Origin of the sequence: Achromobacter sp. Root565 (assembly GCF_001427425.1) — a bacterium.
Classification (GTDB): Bacteria; Pseudomonadota; Gammaproteobacteria; order Burkholderiales; family Burkholderiaceae_B; genus Achromobacter; species Achromobacter spanius_D.
This window is the reverse complement of record NZ_LMGO01000006.1, coordinates 86,669-103,307: the sequence shown is the minus strand read 5'-3', so window position 1 is coordinate 103,307 and position 16,639 is coordinate 86,669. Positions and strand designations below refer to the sequence as shown.

Annotated in this window: 12 protein-coding genes; 9 read left to right on the top strand and 3 right to left on the bottom strand. The window is 67.2% G+C overall.

Annotated elements, in window-relative coordinates; genetic code table 11:
* The first annotated feature begins 90 nt into the window (after positions 1-90).
* From pgaA to pgaD, 4 genes are read left to right on the top strand one after another with little or no spacing between them, the layout of a single operon-like run.
* Positions 91-2,424, top strand: coding sequence for a poly-beta-1,6 N-acetyl-D-glucosamine export porin PgaA (gene pgaA / locus ASD71_RS21870; RefSeq protein ID WP_056569763.1), 2,334 nt, complete (start codon positions 91-93; stop codon positions 2,422-2,424).
* A 21-nt stretch (positions 2,425-2,445) separates the two neighbouring features.
* Positions 2,446-4,479 carry a poly-beta-1,6-N-acetyl-D-glucosamine N-deacetylase PgaB gene (gene pgaB / locus ASD71_RS21865; protein ID WP_056569761.1) on the top strand — a complete coding sequence of 678 codons (2,034 nt, stop codon included), beginning with the start codon at positions 2,446-2,448 and terminating at the stop codon, positions 4,477-4,479.
* The gene (gene pgaC, locus ASD71_RS21860; RefSeq protein WP_056569759.1) at positions 4,476-5,813 is read left to right on the top strand and encodes a poly-beta-1,6-N-acetyl-D-glucosamine synthase; all 1,338 of its coding nucleotides are present in this window, start codon (positions 4,476-4,478) and stop codon (positions 5,811-5,813) included. The genes pgaB and pgaC overlap by 4 nt, the downstream gene beginning before the upstream one ends.
* Positions 5,810-6,256: a poly-beta-1,6-N-acetyl-D-glucosamine biosynthesis protein PgaD gene (pgaD, locus tag ASD71_RS21855; RefSeq protein ID WP_056569758.1), complete on the top strand. Its 447-nt coding sequence runs from the start codon at positions 5,810-5,812 to the stop codon at positions 6,254-6,256. The genes pgaC and pgaD overlap by 4 nt, the downstream gene beginning before the upstream one ends.
* Positions 6,257-6,310: 54 nt before the next feature.
* Here the strand turns inward: pgaD and ASD71_RS21850 are convergent, their stop codons facing one another.
* Complete coding sequence (locus ASD71_RS21850; protein WP_056570554.1) at positions 6,311-7,573, bottom strand: MFS transporter; 1,263 nt, start codon at positions 7,571-7,573, stop codon at positions 6,311-6,313.
* A gap of 184 nt (positions 7,574-7,757) precedes the next feature.
* On the opposite strand from ASD71_RS21850, the gene ASD71_RS21845 reads away from it, so the two are divergent.
* Positions 7,758-8,573 (top strand): helix-turn-helix domain-containing protein, encoded by an 816-nt coding sequence (locus ASD71_RS21845; protein ID WP_056569757.1) that lies wholly within the window; start codon positions 7,758-7,760, stop codon positions 8,571-8,573.
* Positions 8,574-8,670: 97 nt separating this feature from the next.
* Positions 8,671-11,295: a penicillin-binding protein 1A gene (locus ASD71_RS21840; RefSeq protein ID WP_056569756.1), complete on the top strand. Its 2,625-nt coding sequence runs from the start codon at positions 8,671-8,673 to the stop codon at positions 11,293-11,295.
* A gap of 68 nt (positions 11,296-11,363) precedes the next feature.
* Here ASD71_RS21840 and ASD71_RS21835 read toward each other — a convergent pair whose 3' ends face one another.
* Positions 11,364-12,077: a metallophosphoesterase gene (locus tag ASD71_RS21835; protein WP_056569753.1), complete on the bottom strand. Its 714-nt coding sequence runs from the start codon at positions 12,075-12,077 to the stop codon at positions 11,364-11,366.
* 190 nt (positions 12,078-12,267) lie between these two features.
* On the opposite strand from ASD71_RS21835, the gene ASD71_RS21830 reads away from it, so the two are divergent.
* Positions 12,268-13,443 (top strand): PepSY domain-containing protein, encoded by a 1,176-nt coding sequence (locus ASD71_RS21830; protein ID WP_056569751.1) that lies wholly within the window; start codon positions 12,268-12,270, stop codon positions 13,441-13,443.
* Positions 13,440-13,637, top strand: coding sequence for a hypothetical protein (locus ASD71_RS21825; RefSeq protein WP_056569749.1), 198 nt, complete (start codon positions 13,440-13,442; stop codon positions 13,635-13,637). Before ASD71_RS21830 ends, ASD71_RS21825 begins: the two co-directional genes overlap by 4 nt.
* A gap of 50 nt (positions 13,638-13,687) precedes the next feature.
* On the opposite strand, the gene ASD71_RS21820 is transcribed toward ASD71_RS21825, so the two are convergent.
* Positions 13,688-14,512 carry an aldo/keto reductase gene (locus ASD71_RS21820; protein WP_056569747.1) on the bottom strand — a complete coding sequence of 275 codons (825 nt, stop codon included), beginning with the start codon at positions 14,510-14,512 and terminating at the stop codon, positions 13,688-13,690.
* 270 nt (positions 14,513-14,782) lie between these two features.
* Between ASD71_RS21820 and ASD71_RS21815 the strand changes: the two genes are divergently transcribed.
* On the top strand, positions 14,783-16,588 hold the full coding sequence (locus ASD71_RS21815; protein ID WP_056569745.1) for an ABC transporter ATP-binding protein/permease: 1,806 nt from the start codon (positions 14,783-14,785) through the stop codon (positions 16,586-16,588).
* The last annotated feature ends 51 nt before the right edge of the window (positions 16,589-16,639 follow it).

The following is a 16,639-nucleotide window of genomic DNA, read 5'->3' as shown; positions in this document are numbered from 1 at the left end:
GCGCCTGCGGCCGCCTTTGCCGGGTGCTCGCGCCCGTCCGGCGCGGCGGAGCCATGGACGCCCCGAATTGCCACTGCGGATGTCATACAGATGCCAATCGAACGACCCAGGCGGCCAAACGCCGTTGGACCCAGACTGAACCTGATCGCGGCCGGCGCCATGTTGGCGCCCGTGCTGGCGCTTGCCGGCCCGTCGAGCAACCACGACGCGCCGATCGAGCGGCCCCGCGCCGGCGGCTACGCACCTTCGGCCGACGTCCAGTTGGCCGAGGCGCGGGCGTACCGCGACGCGCAGCGCTGGCCGCAGGCGCTCGCCAGCTTCCGCACGGGCCTGCGCCGCCATCCGGGCGAAGGCGCCTTCGCGGCCGGCGAGATCATGACGCTGGCCGATGCCGGGCAATTCCCGGCCGCCATCGCCGCGGGCGAGAAGCGCATCGCCCGATACCCGCGCGACGCCGACGCCCGGCTCGCGCTCAGCTACGTCTATGCGCGGCAATCCCTGCCCTTTGAAGCCTTGCATCAGGCCGATCAGGCCCTGGCGCTGGCGCCCGCCACGTCCTACGTGCTGCGCGAATACATCCAGGCGCTTCAGGGCGCGCGCATGGCCGACGTGGCGCTGGACTGGGCGCGCCGTCATGAAACGCTGTTTACCCCCGCTCAGATGCGCACCCTGCAGGCCGACGCGTTGGCGCAGGAAACGCGGCTGGCGGCCATGCCGGGGCGCGGCGAGGCCGAACGGTTTGCCGTCGCCGACCGCGCGCTGGCGGGCTACGACGCCGCGATCGCGGATTGGCGCCAACTGGGCGACGAGGCCCGCGCCGACGTGCTGCGCGCCCGGATCGACCGCCTGCACGCCCTGCACGCCCGGGTGCAGATGCAGGCGCTGATCCAGGAATACGAGGCTTTGGTGGCCGAGGGCGTCGATGTGCCGCGCTACGCGCTCAGCGACGTGGCCTCCGCCTATCTGTACCTGCGCCAGCCCGAGCGCGCCCGCGACCTGTACCGGCAGGTGGCCGCCAGCGACAGCGCGCCCGGCGACGATCCGGCGCAGCGCCTGGCCACGCAGACCGGCCTGTATTACGCGCTGGCCGAAGGCGAACAGTTCGACGAGACGCCCCCGGTCACGGACGCCGTCCAGTCCGGCTACGCCCCCTGGCTGTACTACAAGGGCCAGGCCACGCGCATGCCCAACGACCTGAACCTGGAAAGCCGCCAGACCCTGGCCGCCACGCACCTTCAGGCCGACGACACGGTCCAGGCCCACCAGCGCCTGTCGCAGATGGTGCGGCAGGCGCCCAACAATTCCGCGCTGCGCAGCGACCTGGCTACCGTTCACCGCGCCCGCTCGCAGCCCCGCGCCTCGGAGATCGAACTGAAGCTGGCCGAAACGCTGGCGCCGCGCGACCTGGCGGTGGAGAACGGCCAAGGCTTCACCGCCCTGGACCTGCAGGAATGGCGGCAGGCCGAGGCGCTGTCCGCCGACACGCTGGCCCGCTCGCCGGAAAACCTGACCAGCCGGCGCCTGGCCCGCGAATGGGAGGTCCACCGCAAGGCCGAACTGCGCATCACCGGATATCGCGGCCTGGCCTCGGACAGTCCGGTCACGGGCAATGGCGATTTCGGCATCGACGCCGTGCTGTATTCGCCGCCCATGGGCTACGACTGGCGCGCCTTTGGCGGCGGCGGCCACGCATCGGGAGACTTCGAGGAAGGCCACGGCATCTACCGCTGGCTGCGCACCGGCGTGGAATGGCGCGTGCGCGACCTGACGCTGGAAGGCGAAGTCTCCACCAACGACTACGGCCACGGCATCAAGCCCGGCGCGCGGCTGTCCGCCGCCTACGACCTGAACGACCACTGGCAGGTAGGCGGCTCGGCCGAAATCCTGTCGCGCGACACGCCGCTGCGCGCGCTGACCAACGACATCTCGTCCAACGGCCTGTCAATGTACGTGCGCTGGCGTGCCGACGAGCGGCGCGAATGGACGCTATCGGCCGCCCCGTCGCATTTCAGCGACGGCAACACGCGCTGGGCATTCGGGCTGGCCGGCCGCGAGCGCGTCTACACCGCGCCGCACCTGAAGGCCGACCTGGAGCTGGGCCTGTCGACCCAGCGCAACAACCGCGACGATGCGCCCTACTTCAACCCCAGCGCCGACTTCCTGGCCCTGCCCGGCGTGCGGCTGACGCACACGCTGCACCGCCGTTACGAAACCGCGTGGGAGCAGATCGGCACGCTGGGGGCCGGCACTTACAGCCAGCAGGGCTACGGCACGGGCGGCGTCCTGGCGCTGGGCTATGGCCAGCGCTACCGCGCCAACGACGTCCTGGACATGGGCTTCATGGTCACCGGCACCAGCCGGCCCTACGACGGCGAGCGCGAGCGTGAACTGCGCGTCGTCTTCGACCTTGCCTACCGCTTCTGACCCGGTTTTTTCGGACACGATATGATGCTCAAACTTCATATCCGGCTGTTGTTCGCCGGCATGCTGTTCCTTTTGATTCTGGCGCTGACTGCCTGCGCCAAGGACATCCCCGTCTACACGCCGCCCGCCGAACGTCCGGTCGCGGCCGCCGATCGGCCCTGGGTCAATGGCCAGTTCCTGGCCCTGGCGTATCACGATGTCGAAGACGACGACCCCGACCAGGCCTTTCTCAGCGTGCGCACGGACCGGCTGACGGAACAGCTGGCCTGGCTGCGCGCCAACGGTTATCAGGCCGTGTCGGTGGATCAGATCCTGACGGCCCGGCAAGGCGGCAAGCCGCTGCCCGACCGCGCCGTGCTGCTGTCGTTCGACGACGGCTACCGCAGCTTCCACACCCGCGTGTTGCCCATCCTGAAGGCCTACGGCTGGCCGGCCCTGCTGGCGCCCGTGGGCGCGTGGATGGACACTCCGTCCGACCGTCCGGTGGATTTCGGCGGCACGCCCGAGGCCCGCCAACGCTTCCTGAACTGGAATGAGGTCCGCGAGATCTCGCGTTCCGGGCTGGTCGAAATCGCCGCCCACACGGACGCTTCGCACTACGGCGCGCTGGCCAATCCGCAGGGCAACACCGAGCCGGCCGCTGCGATCCGCGCCTTTGATGCGCGCACCGGCCAGTACGAGACCGAGGCGCAGTTCGACGCCCGCATGGGCCGCGACGTGGCCGCCATCACGGAAAAGATCCGCAAGGCCGCCGGCAAGAAACCCCGCGTGTGGGTCTGGCCGTATGGCGCGGAAGGCGGCTCCACGCTGCGCATCACCGCCGAGAACGGCTACGAGATGGCGCTGACGCTGGAAGACGGACCCGGGCGCCTGTCCCGCCTGATGTCCACGCCGCGCATGCTGCTGGCCAGCGATCCGGCGCTCAAGTCGTTCGCCAACAGCGTGGTGGGCATGGAGGCCGACCCCTTCATGCGCGTCGCACACATCGACCTCGATTACGTCTACGACCCGGACCCGGAACAGACCGACCGCAATCTGGGGGTGCTGGTGCAGCGCATCCTGGACATGCAGATCAACACGGTATTCCTGCAGGCCTATTCCGACCCGCAGGGCGATGGGCTGGTGAAGTCGCTGTACTTCCCCAACCGCTGGCTGCCGATGCGCGCCGACCTCTTCAACCGCGCGGCGTGGCAACTGCACAACCGCGCCAACGTGATGGTCTACGCATGGATGCCCGTGCTGGCCTTCGACATGGACCCGGCCTTGCCCCGTGTTGAGCGCTGGGATCCGGACAGCGGACAGGTGGCGCCGGGCCCGGACCAGTACCGCCGCCTGTCGCCGTTTGACGCCACCGTGCGCGCGCGCATCGGCGACCTGTACGAAGATCTGGCTCGCCAAGCGATCTTCGACGGCATCCTGTTCCACGACGACGCGCTGCTGTCGGATTTCGAGGACGCCAGCCCCGGCGCGCTGGCCGCGTACCGCGCGGCGGGGTTGCCGGGCAGCATCGCGGCGTTGCGCGCGGATCCGGAGACGATGCAGCGCTGGACCCGCTACAAGAGCCGCTATCTGGTGGACTTCACGGCGGCGCTCGCGGAAAAGGTGCGCGCCGTGCGCGGGCCGCAGATCAAGACGGCGCGCAACATCTACGCCCAGCCCATCCTGAATCCCGAAAGCGAAACCTGGTTCGCGCAGAACCTGGACGACTTTCTGGCCGCGTACGACTGGACCGCGCCGATGGCGATGCCGCTGATGGAGAACGTGGCGCCCGGCAAGGAAAACGCGTGGCTGGACGAGCTGGTCGACACCGTCGCCCGCCGGCCCGGCGCACTGTCCAGGACCGTTTTCGAACTGCAAAGCCGCGACTGGCGCACCGGCCCCGGCCGGCCCGACGCCACACCGGTGGACACCGACGTGCTGGCCGGCTGGATGCACCGCCTGCAACTGCGCGGCGCCCGCAGCTTCGGCTACTACCCCGACGATTTCTCGCAAGACCAGCCCCGGTTGCAAGGCATCCGGCCCGCCATCTCCGAAGCCTGGTATCCCCTCCAATGACTGATCGATTGATTGCCCTGCTGATTCTTTGCGCGGTGCTCGGCGCGCCGTTCGGCTTCACCCTGATGCTGACCGGCGAAGCACTGTTGGGCTTCGTGTTCTTCTATCCGCTGTTCATGTCCGGCATGTGGATGGCGGGCGGCATCTACTTCTGGTGGCATTGGGAGCGCCACTGGGCATGGGGCGCCGAACGCACCCCGCCCGAACTGGCCGGCTCGCCGCTGGTGTCGATTCTGGTGCCGTGCTTCAACGAAGCCGACAACGGAGAAGAAACCCTGCTGGCCGCCCTGAACCAGCACTATCCGCACATCGAGGTCATCGCCATCAACGACGGGTCGACCGATGGCACGGCCGCGCTGCTGGACCGCATGGCCGCCGAACATCCGCGCCTGCGCGTGGTGCATCTGGCGCAGAACCAGGGCAAGGCCATGGCACTGCGCATGGGCGCGCTGGCGGCCCGCAGCGAATACCTGGTGTGCATCGACGGCGACGCCCTGCTCGACCCCGACGCCGCCGCGTATCTGGTGGCGCCGCTGATCGACAATCCGCGCGTGGGCGCCGTCACCGGCAACCCGCGCATCCGCACCCGCTCCACGCTGATCGGGCGTATCCAGGTCGGGGAGTTCTCTTCGATCATCGGGCTCATCAAGCGCACGCAGCGCGTGTATGGCCAAGTCTTCACGGTGTCGGGTGTCGTCGCGGCCTTCCGCCGCGTTGCGCTGGACCGCGCGGGCTACTGGAGCCTGGACATGATCACCGAAGACATCGACATCAGCTGGAAGCTGCAGCGCGACCACTGGTCCATCTTCTATGAACCGCGCGGGCTGTGCTGGATCCTGATGCCCGAGACGCTGCGCGGATTGTGGAAGCAGCGGCTGCGCTGGTCGCAGGGCGGCGCGGAGGTGTTCCTGAAGAACCTGCGCTCGATCTGGAACTGGCGCCACCGCCGGCTGTGGCCGCTGATGGCCGAGTTCTGCCTGTCGACGGCCTGGGCGTTCGCGTTCGCGCTGTCGGTGGTGCTGTGGCTGGTCAGCCAGATCGTCGCGCTGCCCAACAACATGCAGATCGCCAGCCTGCTGCCGCCGGCCTTCACCGGCATGATGCTGGCGGTCGTCTGCCTGCTGCAGTTCGGCGTCAGCATCCTGATCGACCGCCGCTACGAACCGGGCCTGGCGCGCTCGCTGTATTGGGTCATCTGGTATCCGCTGGCCTACTGGATGGTGAGTCTCTTCACCACGCTCGTCAGTTTCCCCAAGGTCATGCTGCGCAAGCAGGCCCAGCGCGCCCGCTGGACCAGCCCCGACCGCGGCATCAAATCACCGGACGCATCATGATCATCACCACGCAACGCTCGCGCGCGGGCTACCTGTTCGACTTCGCGCTGACCGCCTTCGGCTGGTTCGCTTTCGTCTACCTCTTTGGCGCCGGCATTCTGGCGATCCTGCGCGGGGCCGCCAGCGGCCCGGATGCGCCGCTGCTGCCCGTCTTTCTGCCGACGGTGCAGACCTTGTGGGGCTATGTCGTTCTAGCCGTGGTCAACGCCGCGGTGCTGGTGGCGTGGGCCGTGTACAACCATCGCCGCTTCGGCGGCAAGGACCGCCGCAAGCCGATCCGCCCGCTCACCGATCAGCGCCTGGCCAAGAGCTTTGACGTCAGCGCGGAGGAATTGGCGCAACTGCGCGCCACCCGCGTGACCGTCATTCACCACGGCAGCGCCGGGCAGATCGACGGCATCGAACACCGCCTGCCGCGCCTGCGATCGCTGCGGGCGGGCTGATGCCAGAGGGGGCCGGGGCAGCGGAAAGCCTGTCCCGCCCCGTGCCGCCTACGCCTACACCCGACGCATCTTCGGCAACAGGATCGCCACCACGCCCAACAGCGGCAGATAGGCGCACACCTGGTAGACGTAGCCGATGCTGGTGGCGTCGGCCACCCGGCCCAGCACCGCGGCGCCCAGGCCGCCCATGCCGAAGGCAAAGCCGAAGAACAACCCCGCGATCATGCCCACCTTGCCCGGGACCAGCTCCTGCGCATAGACCACGATCGCGGAGAAGGCCGAGGCCAGCACCATGCCGATGATCACCACCAGCACGCCCGTCCAGAACAGGTCCGCGTGCGGCAGCAGCAGCGTGAAAGGCGCCACGCCCAGGATCGACACCCAGATCACGATCTTGCGGCCGATGCGGTCGCCGACCGGCCCGCCCACCACGGTGCCCACCGCGACGGCGGCCAGGAACAGAAAGAGATACAGCTGCGCCTCGCGCACCGACAGCCCGAACTTGTCGATCAGGTAGAAGGTGAAGTAGCTGTTCAGGCTGGCCAGGTAGAAATACTTTGAGAACACCAGCACGCCCAGCACCGCCAGCGCGCCCAGCACCTGATTGCGCGACAACCCGTTTCCCGCGCCCTCGCGCCGCACCCGCGGCTTAAGGAGCACGCGGTTGGCGCTGTACCAGCGTCCGATCCACATCAGCACCCCGATGCCGAACAGCGCCGCCAGCGAAAACCACGCCACGCTGCCCTGCCCGTGCGGAATGATGAAAAGCGCCGCCAAGAGCGGCCCGAGCGCCGATCCCACGTTGCCGCCCACCTGGAACAGCGACTGCGCCAATCCGTGGCGGCCGCCCGACGCCATGCGCGCCACGCGCGACGATTCGGGATGAAACACCGACGAGCCCGTGCCCACCAGCACCGCCGCCACCAGCAGCCAGCCAAACGACGGCGCCATCGACAGCATCAACAGGCCCACCAGCGTGAAGCCCATGCCCACGGGCAGCGAATACGGCTTGGGGTTGCGGTCGGTATAAAAGCCGATGAACGGCTGCAGCAGCGACGCGGCAAGCTGGTAGACCAGCGTGATCAACCCGATCTGCGTGAACGTCAGGCTGAACGAGTCCTTGAGCATGGGATAGATGGCGAGCAGGATCGACTGGATCATGTCGTTCATCAGATGCGCCACGCTGATCGCGCCCAGCACCTTGAAGGCGGTGGAGGGATCGGAGGCAACGGCCGGTGCTGCGGCGGCAGGCGCAGCACCGGGTGCGGCAGAGGTCGAGGCAGACAGGCCGACAGCGGGATTCTGGGCGGAGTTCATGGGTCGCACGAAGGAAATGGACAAGCCGGCCAAGCGCCGGAACCAGGCATCAGTGTAGGAATCCGGCGCCGGCGCAATCTGCCAATTTTCGTCGAGAAAGTGACAACCACCGTGGCAACACAGTGACAAAATAGACGCACCGCGCTTTCGGGCGCCCCCTCATCCTTTTGCCGGAAGTGACACCATGGTCGTCCGCCCTGTCCCCGATCCCGCCCGCAGCATCAACGCCCAGGACTACCAGCACCGTCCTCGCGTCGTCACCGCGATGGCCAAGGAATTCTCCGCCGGCGCGCAGACGGGTCCCCATACCCACCCGCGCGCCCAGCTCATCTATGCCGTCGAAGGCGTGATGCGCGTGACCACGCCCAGCGGCTTCTGGGCCCTGCCGCCGCTGCGCGCGCTGTGGGTGCCGGCGGGCGTGCCGCACGGCGTCGACATGGTGGGCGCGGTCTCGATGCGTTCCCTTTACATCCATGCCGACGCGGCCCGGGACTATTGGCCCGAGTGCCAGGTGATCGAGGTCAGCGGCCTGCTGCGCGAATTGATCCTGGCGCTGACCGCCGAGCCCATCGACTACCCGCTCGGGGGACGGGTCGAACAGATCGCGGCGTTGATCCTGGCCGAGCTGGCCGCCGCGCGCATCGTGCCGATCCAGATTCCGTGGCCGCGCGACCGGCGCCTGCAGGCCATCTGCACGGCCATCCTGGACCGGCCCGGCCTGCAGCGCGGCATCGAGGACTGGGGCAGCGAAGTCGGCGCCAGCGCGCGCACGCTGATCCGGTTGTTTCAATCCGAACTAGGACTGAATTACCGGCAGTGGGTGCAGCAGGTGCGGCTGGCCGACGCAGTATGCCGGCTGTCGCTGGGGGTGCCGGTGGCGCGCATCGCGGCAGACCTTGGTTACCGCAGCGCCAGCGCCTTCTCGGCCATGTTCCACCGCGCGCTTGGCGCCCCGCCCCAGCGCTATCTAGAATCCGTCCCCGGCGCTCCACGCACCTGAATAAAAGCTGAATAACCGCTCGCATGGGCAGATTTCGTTACCGAAACCTTATTGCGCCCTGGGCGGTCTATAGCGTTCTGCCCTAGAATCGCCTGCAATGAGCAATCCCCAGCAATCCTCCGCCAACCCGGGCGGCAAATCGGGCCTCTCCTGGAAACCTCTCCTGGTCAAAGCGGGCATCGCCGCCGCCGGCGCAGCCGTGTGCGGCGCCGTCGTGCTCGGCCTTGCGCTGGCCCTGGCGTGGCCCAGCCTGCCCGATCTGCACGCGATGACCGACTACCGGCCACGCGTCCCCCTGCGCATCTACACCGCGGACAAGGTACTCATCGGCGAATACGGCGAAGAGCACCGTAATGTGCTGCGTTTCGACGAGATCCCCCCGGTGATGCGGCAGGCAGTGCTGGCGGCCGAGGACGACCGTTTCTACAGCCACGGCGGCGTCGACTGGATGGGCGTCGCACGCGCCGTGCTGACCAACATCGTCAAGGGCTCCAAGTCCCAGGGCGGCAGCACGATCACCATGCAGGTCGCGCGCAACTTCTATCTGTCGTCGGAAAAAACGTATTCGCGCAAGTTCTATGAACTGCTGCTGACGTTCAAGATCGAATCCGAGCTCACCAAGGACCAGATCCTCGAGCTCTACATGAACCAGATCTACCTGGGCCATCGCGCCTATGGTTTCGCGGCCGCCTCGCGCACGTATCTGGGCAAGCCGCTATCCGAAGTCACGCCCGCCGAGGCCGCCATGCTGGCCGGTATTCCGAAGGCGCCCTCGCGGTTCAATCCCATCACCAATTACCCGCGCGCCGAGATCCGCCAGCATTACGTGCTGGGCCGCATGAAGACGCTGGGCTACCTGACCCCCGAGCAGACCGACGAAGCCCTGAAACAGCGCCTCACGATCCGCGGCTCGGACGGCAGCAGCACGCGCGGGTTCGCGGTGCATGGCGACTATCCGGCCGAGCTGGCCCGCCAGCTGATGTACGGCGTGTTCCAGGAGAACACCTACTCGTCCGGCATCGACGTCTACACCACGATCGATTCCAAGGCACAGGAAGCCGCCTACCGCGCCGTGCGCGACGGCATCATCGACTACACGCGCCGCGCCGTCTATCCGGGCCCGGAAGACCAGGTCGAGCTGCCCGCCGACGTGGAAAAGGACGCCCAGGCGCTCGACGAGATCCTGGACGGCGTGCAGGAAAAGTCGCCCGACAGCGAAGACCTGCTTGCCGCCGTCGTGCTGGCCGCCAGCCCCACCGAAGTCACCGTGGCGCGCAGCGGGCGCGACATCATCACGATTTCGGACAAGAAGGCCCTGGCGGTTGTGGCCCGCGCGCTCAATCCCAAGGCCAGCGACAGCCAGCGCATCCGCCGCGGTTCCGTCGTCTACATCCACAAGAACGGCGACAACTGGGAAATCATCAACATGCCCGCGCTGCAGGCCGCGCTGGTGTCGATGGTGCCGCAGGATGGCGCCATCCGCGCCATGATCGGCGGCTTCGACTTCAACCGCGGTCACTTCAACCGCGTCACGCAGGCATGGCGCCAGCCGGGCTCGAACATCAAGCCGTTCGTCTACGCGGCCGCCCTGGAACGGGGCCTGACACCCGCCACGCAGATCTCCGACCAGCCCTTCATGCTGACGGCCGAGCAAACCGGTTCCAAGGCCTGGCAGCCCAAGAACGACGGCAACAAGTACGAGCCCATGCTCACCCTGCGCCAGGGTCTGATGCGGTCCAAGAACATGGTGTCGATCCGCATCCTGCAGGCGATTTCGCCGCAGTACGCGCAGGACTACCTGACGCGTTTCGGTTTCGACAAAGAGCGTTGGCCCGCCGTGCTGCCGCTCGCGCTGGGCGCGGGCGGCGCCACGCCGCTGCAGGTCGTCAATGGCTATAGCGTGTTTGCCAACGGCGGCTACCGCGTCACGCCCTACCTCATCGACCACGTCACGGACCGCTCCGGCAACGTGCTGATGAAGACCCAGCCCGTCGTTGCGGGCGACGCGCAGGCACGCGCCATCGACCCGCGCACCGCCTGGGTCATGGACGACATCCTGCGCGACGTCACGGTCAACGGCACCGCCGCCCGCGCGCATCAGGTGCTCAAGCGCAACGACATCGGCGGCAAGACCGGCACCACGAACGATGCCGTGGACGTCTGGTTCTCGGGCTTCACACAAACGCTGGCCACCACCGTCTGGATGGGCTTTGACCAGCCCAAGTCGCTGGGCACCAACGAGTTCGGCAGCGGCCTGGCGCTCTCCACCTGGCTGGACTACATGCAGCCGGTCTTGAAGGACGTGCCGCAGGCCAAGCCGGCGCCGCGTCCCGACGGCCTGCTGGTCGACAACGGCGAGTACTACTTCTCCGAATTCCCGCCCGGCCAGGCGGTGGCCTCGCTGGACCTGTCTTCCGGCGACGCGCTGACCGACTTCCTGAACAACAACCGCTCGACCGACGGCGTCGACACCTCGGTCAAGCCGTTGCCCCCCGGCGGCGCCATGGCCCCCCAAGACAGTCCCATCCAGCCGCCGCTGATGCCGATCCCCGTGCCCCGTGCCGACGCCGCGCCGGTCCCCGTCCCGCAGGCGCAGGCCATGCCCGCCGCGGGCGGCGTGCAGACGCCGGCCGTCCCTGCCGCGGCTACGCCGGCCGACTCAGCCGGCGTAAGCGCCAGCGCCGTCACCAGCCCCGGCGCCGTGACCGCCCGGCCGCTGTAAGAGGGGCCACGCAGCACGCAAAACGGGCGCCTGACGGCGCCCGTTTTTCTTTTCGGTCCGGCCCCGCGCTACTCGGCGGCCGCAGCCTCGGTCACGACCTCACGCGGCCACGCCTGCAAGGATTCCAGATTCAGAAAGGTGAAGTAGCCGGCGTTCCAGCCTTCGGTGTCGATGTGGTACACGTTGCCCAGCGCCAGCGGCGACGCCACCGGGGTGTGTCCCGCCACCACCGCCCTCACGCCCAGAATGCCGGTGCGGTCCATTTGGCGCAGGCGGTCGCGCGACCACTGGCATGCCGCGCTGGTGCGTTTGTAGCGGTCCTGCAACGCGGACTCCAGCCGGGGCCAGAACAGCACTGGGCAGTCGGCATGCAGCAGCCCGACCGCGCCCGACGACGTTTCCACCTCGATGGCGATCGGCAGCCGCGTAAAGGCCTCGGCAAACACCTCTTGCCGCTCGGCTGGCAGATCCAGAAACCAGCCGCCGCCGTAGCCCCGCCAGTTCTTCACGTCCACCTGCCCCGTGCGCACGTGGCGAATAGCGTAGTCCTCGTGGTTGCCTTGCACCGCATAGAACCAGGGCTTCGCCAGCCAGTCCAGCGCGGCCTCGTTCTCGGGCCCGCGATCCACCAGATCGCCCACGGAAAAGAGTCGGTCGCGGGTGGGGTCGAACCCCAATTCGTCCAGCGCCTGTTGCAAGCGCGAAAAATGTCCATGTACATCGCCTACCGCGAAATCGCGGCCGGACGCGTTGCGCGGGACCTTGAGAAAACGCTGCTCCATGATGATTCGGGAATACCGCAAGGAAAAATCTGACCCCTCTTTTTAACCCGCTTTGATCCGTCCCCGCGGCCAGCCTCGTTACCGAAAGGGTCAAATAGCGTTACGAGAATCGGTCTTGTTCGTGATAATGTTTTCTCCTTTCCCGCACTGCCCTGAAAGGAGCGGCGCCAAGCCGCTTCCCGCCGTCACCATGACCGCCGCGTCCACCATCAAAACCTGGTATCTGGTCCACAAATGGACCAGTCTGGTTTGCACCATTTTCCTGCTCATCATCTGTCTGACCGGGTTGCCGCTCGTGTTCCATCACGAGATCGAGCATTGGCTCGACGACGGCAAACCGCTGTCGCAGGTGCCCGCCGGCACACCGCCCGCCAACCTCGACAAGCTCGTGGCCAACGCCCAGGCGATGTACCCGAACGAAGTCGTAGACTACCTGTCCTTCGACCCGGACGAGCCGCAGGTCTTCGTCGGCATGGCGAAGACGCCGGGTGACGGGCTGGCCTCGGGCCACGCGATCCGCATGGATGCCCGCACGGGCGACGTGCTGCTCGATGGCCCGCTTTATACCGAAGACAAGTTTTCGTTCATGGGCATCATGCTGGCGCTGCACGTGGACCTGTTCGCGGGCCTGACCGGCGAGTTGTTCCTCGGTTTCATGGGGCTGCTGTTCTGTGTCGCCATCGTGTCAGGCGTCGTGCTGTACGGCCCCTTCATGAAGAAGCTGGAATTCGGCACGGTGCGCGCCACGCGCTCGACACGCCTGAAATGGCTGGACCTGCACAACCTGCTGGGCATCGTGACGCTGGTCTGGGCACTGGTCGTGGGCTTGACCGGCGTCATCAACGAGCTGTCCACGCCGCTCTTCCGCCTGTGGCAGTCCACCGAATTGCCGCGCGTGCTGGAACCCTACAAGGGCCAGCCCATCCCCACGCAACTCGCGTCGGCGCAATTGGTGGCCGACACCGCGCGCAAAGCCATGCCCGGCAACGAAGTGTCGTTCATCTCCTTCCCCGGCAACGCATTCGGCAGCCCGCAACACTTCATCGCCTGGATGCGCGGCGACTCGCCCCTGACGTCCAAGCTGAACACGCCCGTGCTGATCGACGGCCGGACTGGCGCGCTGACGACCGTGGCGAAAATGCCGTGGTACCTGACCGCGCTGGAAGTCTCGCGTCCGCTGCATTTCGGCGATTACGGCGGCCTGCCGCTCAAGATCATCTGGGCGCTGCTGGACCTCGTCACCATCGTCGTGCTGGTGAGCGGACTGTATCTGTGGCTGGCCCGCCGCCGCGCCACCGAAGCGCGCATCAACGAACTCATCAAGAAACACCAGGCCGCCGCGGCCCCGCAAAGGACACCCGCATGAGCCATTCGACGGGTAAAGGCAGCCGCGGCTTCCTGTTCGTGTGGGGCGTGCCGATCCTGCTGGGCGCGCTCAGCATCTTTGGCCTGCTGGCGGCCCTGCTGGGCACCGGCGCGTGGCACTGGGCGTCCTGGACCGCCCTGAGCATCCTGCTCGTGGTCATCGTGCGGTACTGGGTGTTCCCGCTCAGGCACTAGCCAGGGACGTCACGGCCGGCCGCAGCTCGCCGGCCGCCGTCCATTCTGCGCTACGCGAACTTCTCGGGGGCCGGGCCCAGGCGCGGGCCTTCCTTGATGCCGTCGATCGCGGCCATGTCCGCCGGCGACAGTTCGAAGTCGAACACGTCGATGTTCTCGCGGATGCGCTCCGGCGTGACGGACTTCGGAATCACGACCAGGTTGTGCTGCAAATGCCAGCGCAGCGTCACCTGCGCCGGCGACTTGCCGTGCTTTTGCGCCAGGTCCAGGATCACCTTTTCCTTCGTGATGTTGCCCTGCGCCAGCGGGCTCCAGGACTCGGTCACGATGCCATGCCGCGCGTGAAATGCCCGCAGCGCGTTCTGCGTGAACCCCGGATGCAGCTCGATCTGGTTGACCGCGGGCGTGACGCCGGACGCGTCGATCAGGCGTTCCAGGTTGGCCTGCGTGAAGTTCGATACGCCAATCGCGCGCGCGCGGCCGTCTTCCTTCATCTCGATCATCGCCCGCCAGGCGTCCAGAAACTTCTCGCTGCCCGCGACCGGCCAATGGATGAGGTACAGGTCCACGTACGCCAGCCCCAGCTTCTCCAGGCTTTCGTCGATCGCCTTGTGCGCGTCGTCGTAGCCGTGCTTGTCGTTCCAGAGCTTGGTGGTGATGAACAGGTCCTTGCGCGCCACGCCCGCCGATCGCAAGCCCGCGCCCACGCCCGCTTCGTTGCCATAGATGGCCGCGGTGTCCACCGACCGGTAACCAGCCGCCAGCGCTTCCTTCACGCTGGAGGCTGCCTGATCGTCCGGCACTTGCCAGACGCCCAGGCCCAACTGCGGAATCTTGCCTCCGTCGTTCAATTTCACTGCGGGTACCTTCGCCATAAGACCCTCCGTAGCAAGCGACGCGACTCCGGCGCGGCGAAAACGTGCCCGGTCGCGCAACCAGGGGAGCAGCCGGCCGGACCCCCGATTGGAAGAGAAAGAAACGGGCCCGACGTGCTGCGCCCGTATCGCCAAACCAACTTGAAGCCCCTGGTTCAGGCCCGCCCGAACCAGGGGTTATCCCTCAAATAGTACCGCTGGTGCCCCATAATGCCCTGCAAACGGCTTAGCTCCCCAGGCGGAGCCGGCCTCAACCACTGCATCCAGAACATGAATTCTCCTGAAACGCGGCCCGGCAAGGGCGGCGGCCTTGCCACGCTTCGCACCCTGTTTCCCTACCTGTGGCCGCCCGGCAGGACCGGCCTGAAGGTCCGCGTCGTGGCGGCGTTGCTGTGCCTGTTCGCCGCCAAGGCCGCAACCGTCTACGTGCCCCTGCTGTACAAACAGGCGGTGGACGAACTGGGCAAGGGCGCGCCCGGCACGGTGACCGTGCCGCTGGGCCTGATCCTGGCCTACGGCACCGCCCGCGTGCTCTCGCTGCTGTTCTCCGAACTGCGCGACGCCATCTTCGCGCGCGTCGGCCAGCATGCGATCCGCTCGGTCGGCATGCAGATCTTCCGGCACCTGCACGGCCTGGCGCTGCGCTTTCACCTGGCGCGGCAGACCGGCGGACTGAACCGCGCCATCGAACGCGGCACCAAGGGCATCCAGACCCTGCTGTCGTTCCTGCTCTTCAACATCCTGCCCACGTTCTTCGAAATCAGCCTGGTCTGCATCGTGCTGTGGAAGATGTTCGACGGCTGGCTGGCGCTGGCCACCGGCGCCACCGTCGTGCTCTACATGGCCTACACGCTTGCCGTGACGGAATGGCGCGCCAAGTTCCGGCGCCAGATGAACGAAACCGACTCCGAAGCCAACACCAAAGCCATCGAGAGCCTGCTGAACTACGAGACCGTCAAGTATTTCGGCAACGAAGAACACGAGGCCCGCCGGTACGACGCCTCACTCACCCGGTACGAACGCGCCGCCGTGCGCAGCCAGGTGAGCCTGTCGATCCTGAACGTCGGTCAGGCCCTCATCATTTCCTCGGGGCTGACGCTGGTGATGTGGATGGCGGCCAACGGCATCGCCGAGGGCCGCTACACGCTGGGCGACTTCGTGCTGGTCAACACCTACCTGTTGCAGCTCTACACCCCGCTCAGTTTCTTCGGCTTCATCTACCGTGAAATCAAGCAGGCGCTGATCGACATGGAGCGCATGTTCGAGCTGCTGGGCCAGGACCGCGAAGTCGCGGACCGTCCCGGCGCCACGCCGCTGCAGGTCTCCGGCGGCGCGGTCGAATTCCGCGACGTGCACTTCGGCTATGACCCGCGGCGCGCCATCCTGAAGGGCGTCAGCTTCTCGATTCCCGCCGGCAAGACGGTGGCCGTGGTGGGCACGTCGGGCGCGGGCAAGTCTACGATTTCGCGCCTGCTGTTCCGCTTCTATGACACCGACAGCGGCGCCATCCTGATCGACGGCCAGGACGTGCGCGACGTCACGCAGGCCAGCGTGCGGGCTGCCATCGGCGTCGTGCCGCAGGACACCGTGCTGTTTAACGACACCATCCGCTACAACATCGGTTACGGCCGGCCGGGCGCCACGGACGCCGAAATCGAGGCCGCGGCCAGGCTCGCGCACATCCACGACCTGATCCTGACCATGCCGGACGGCTACGGCACGATGGTCGGCGAGCGCGGCCTGAAGCTGTCGGGCGGCGAAAAGCAGCGCGTGGCAATTGCCCGCACCATCCTCAAGAATCCGGCCATCTTCCTGTTCGACGAGGCCACCAGCGCGCTCGACACCCACACGGAACGCGAGATCCAGGCCAACCTGCGCGAAGTCAGCCAGGGCCGTAGTACGCTGATCATCGCGCACCGCCTGTCCACGGTGGCGGACGCGGACGAGATCATCGTGCTGGCCGATGGCCGCATTGTCGAACGCGGCCGCCATCCGCAACTGCTGGCCCAAGGCGGCATCTACGCCGGCATGTGGGCCCGCCAGCAGGAAAGCGCCCTGTCGGCGCCGGCGGATTGACAAGCCGCGCCCCCTGTCCGAACATCGCACCCTTTGATTTCCAGGCCTCCC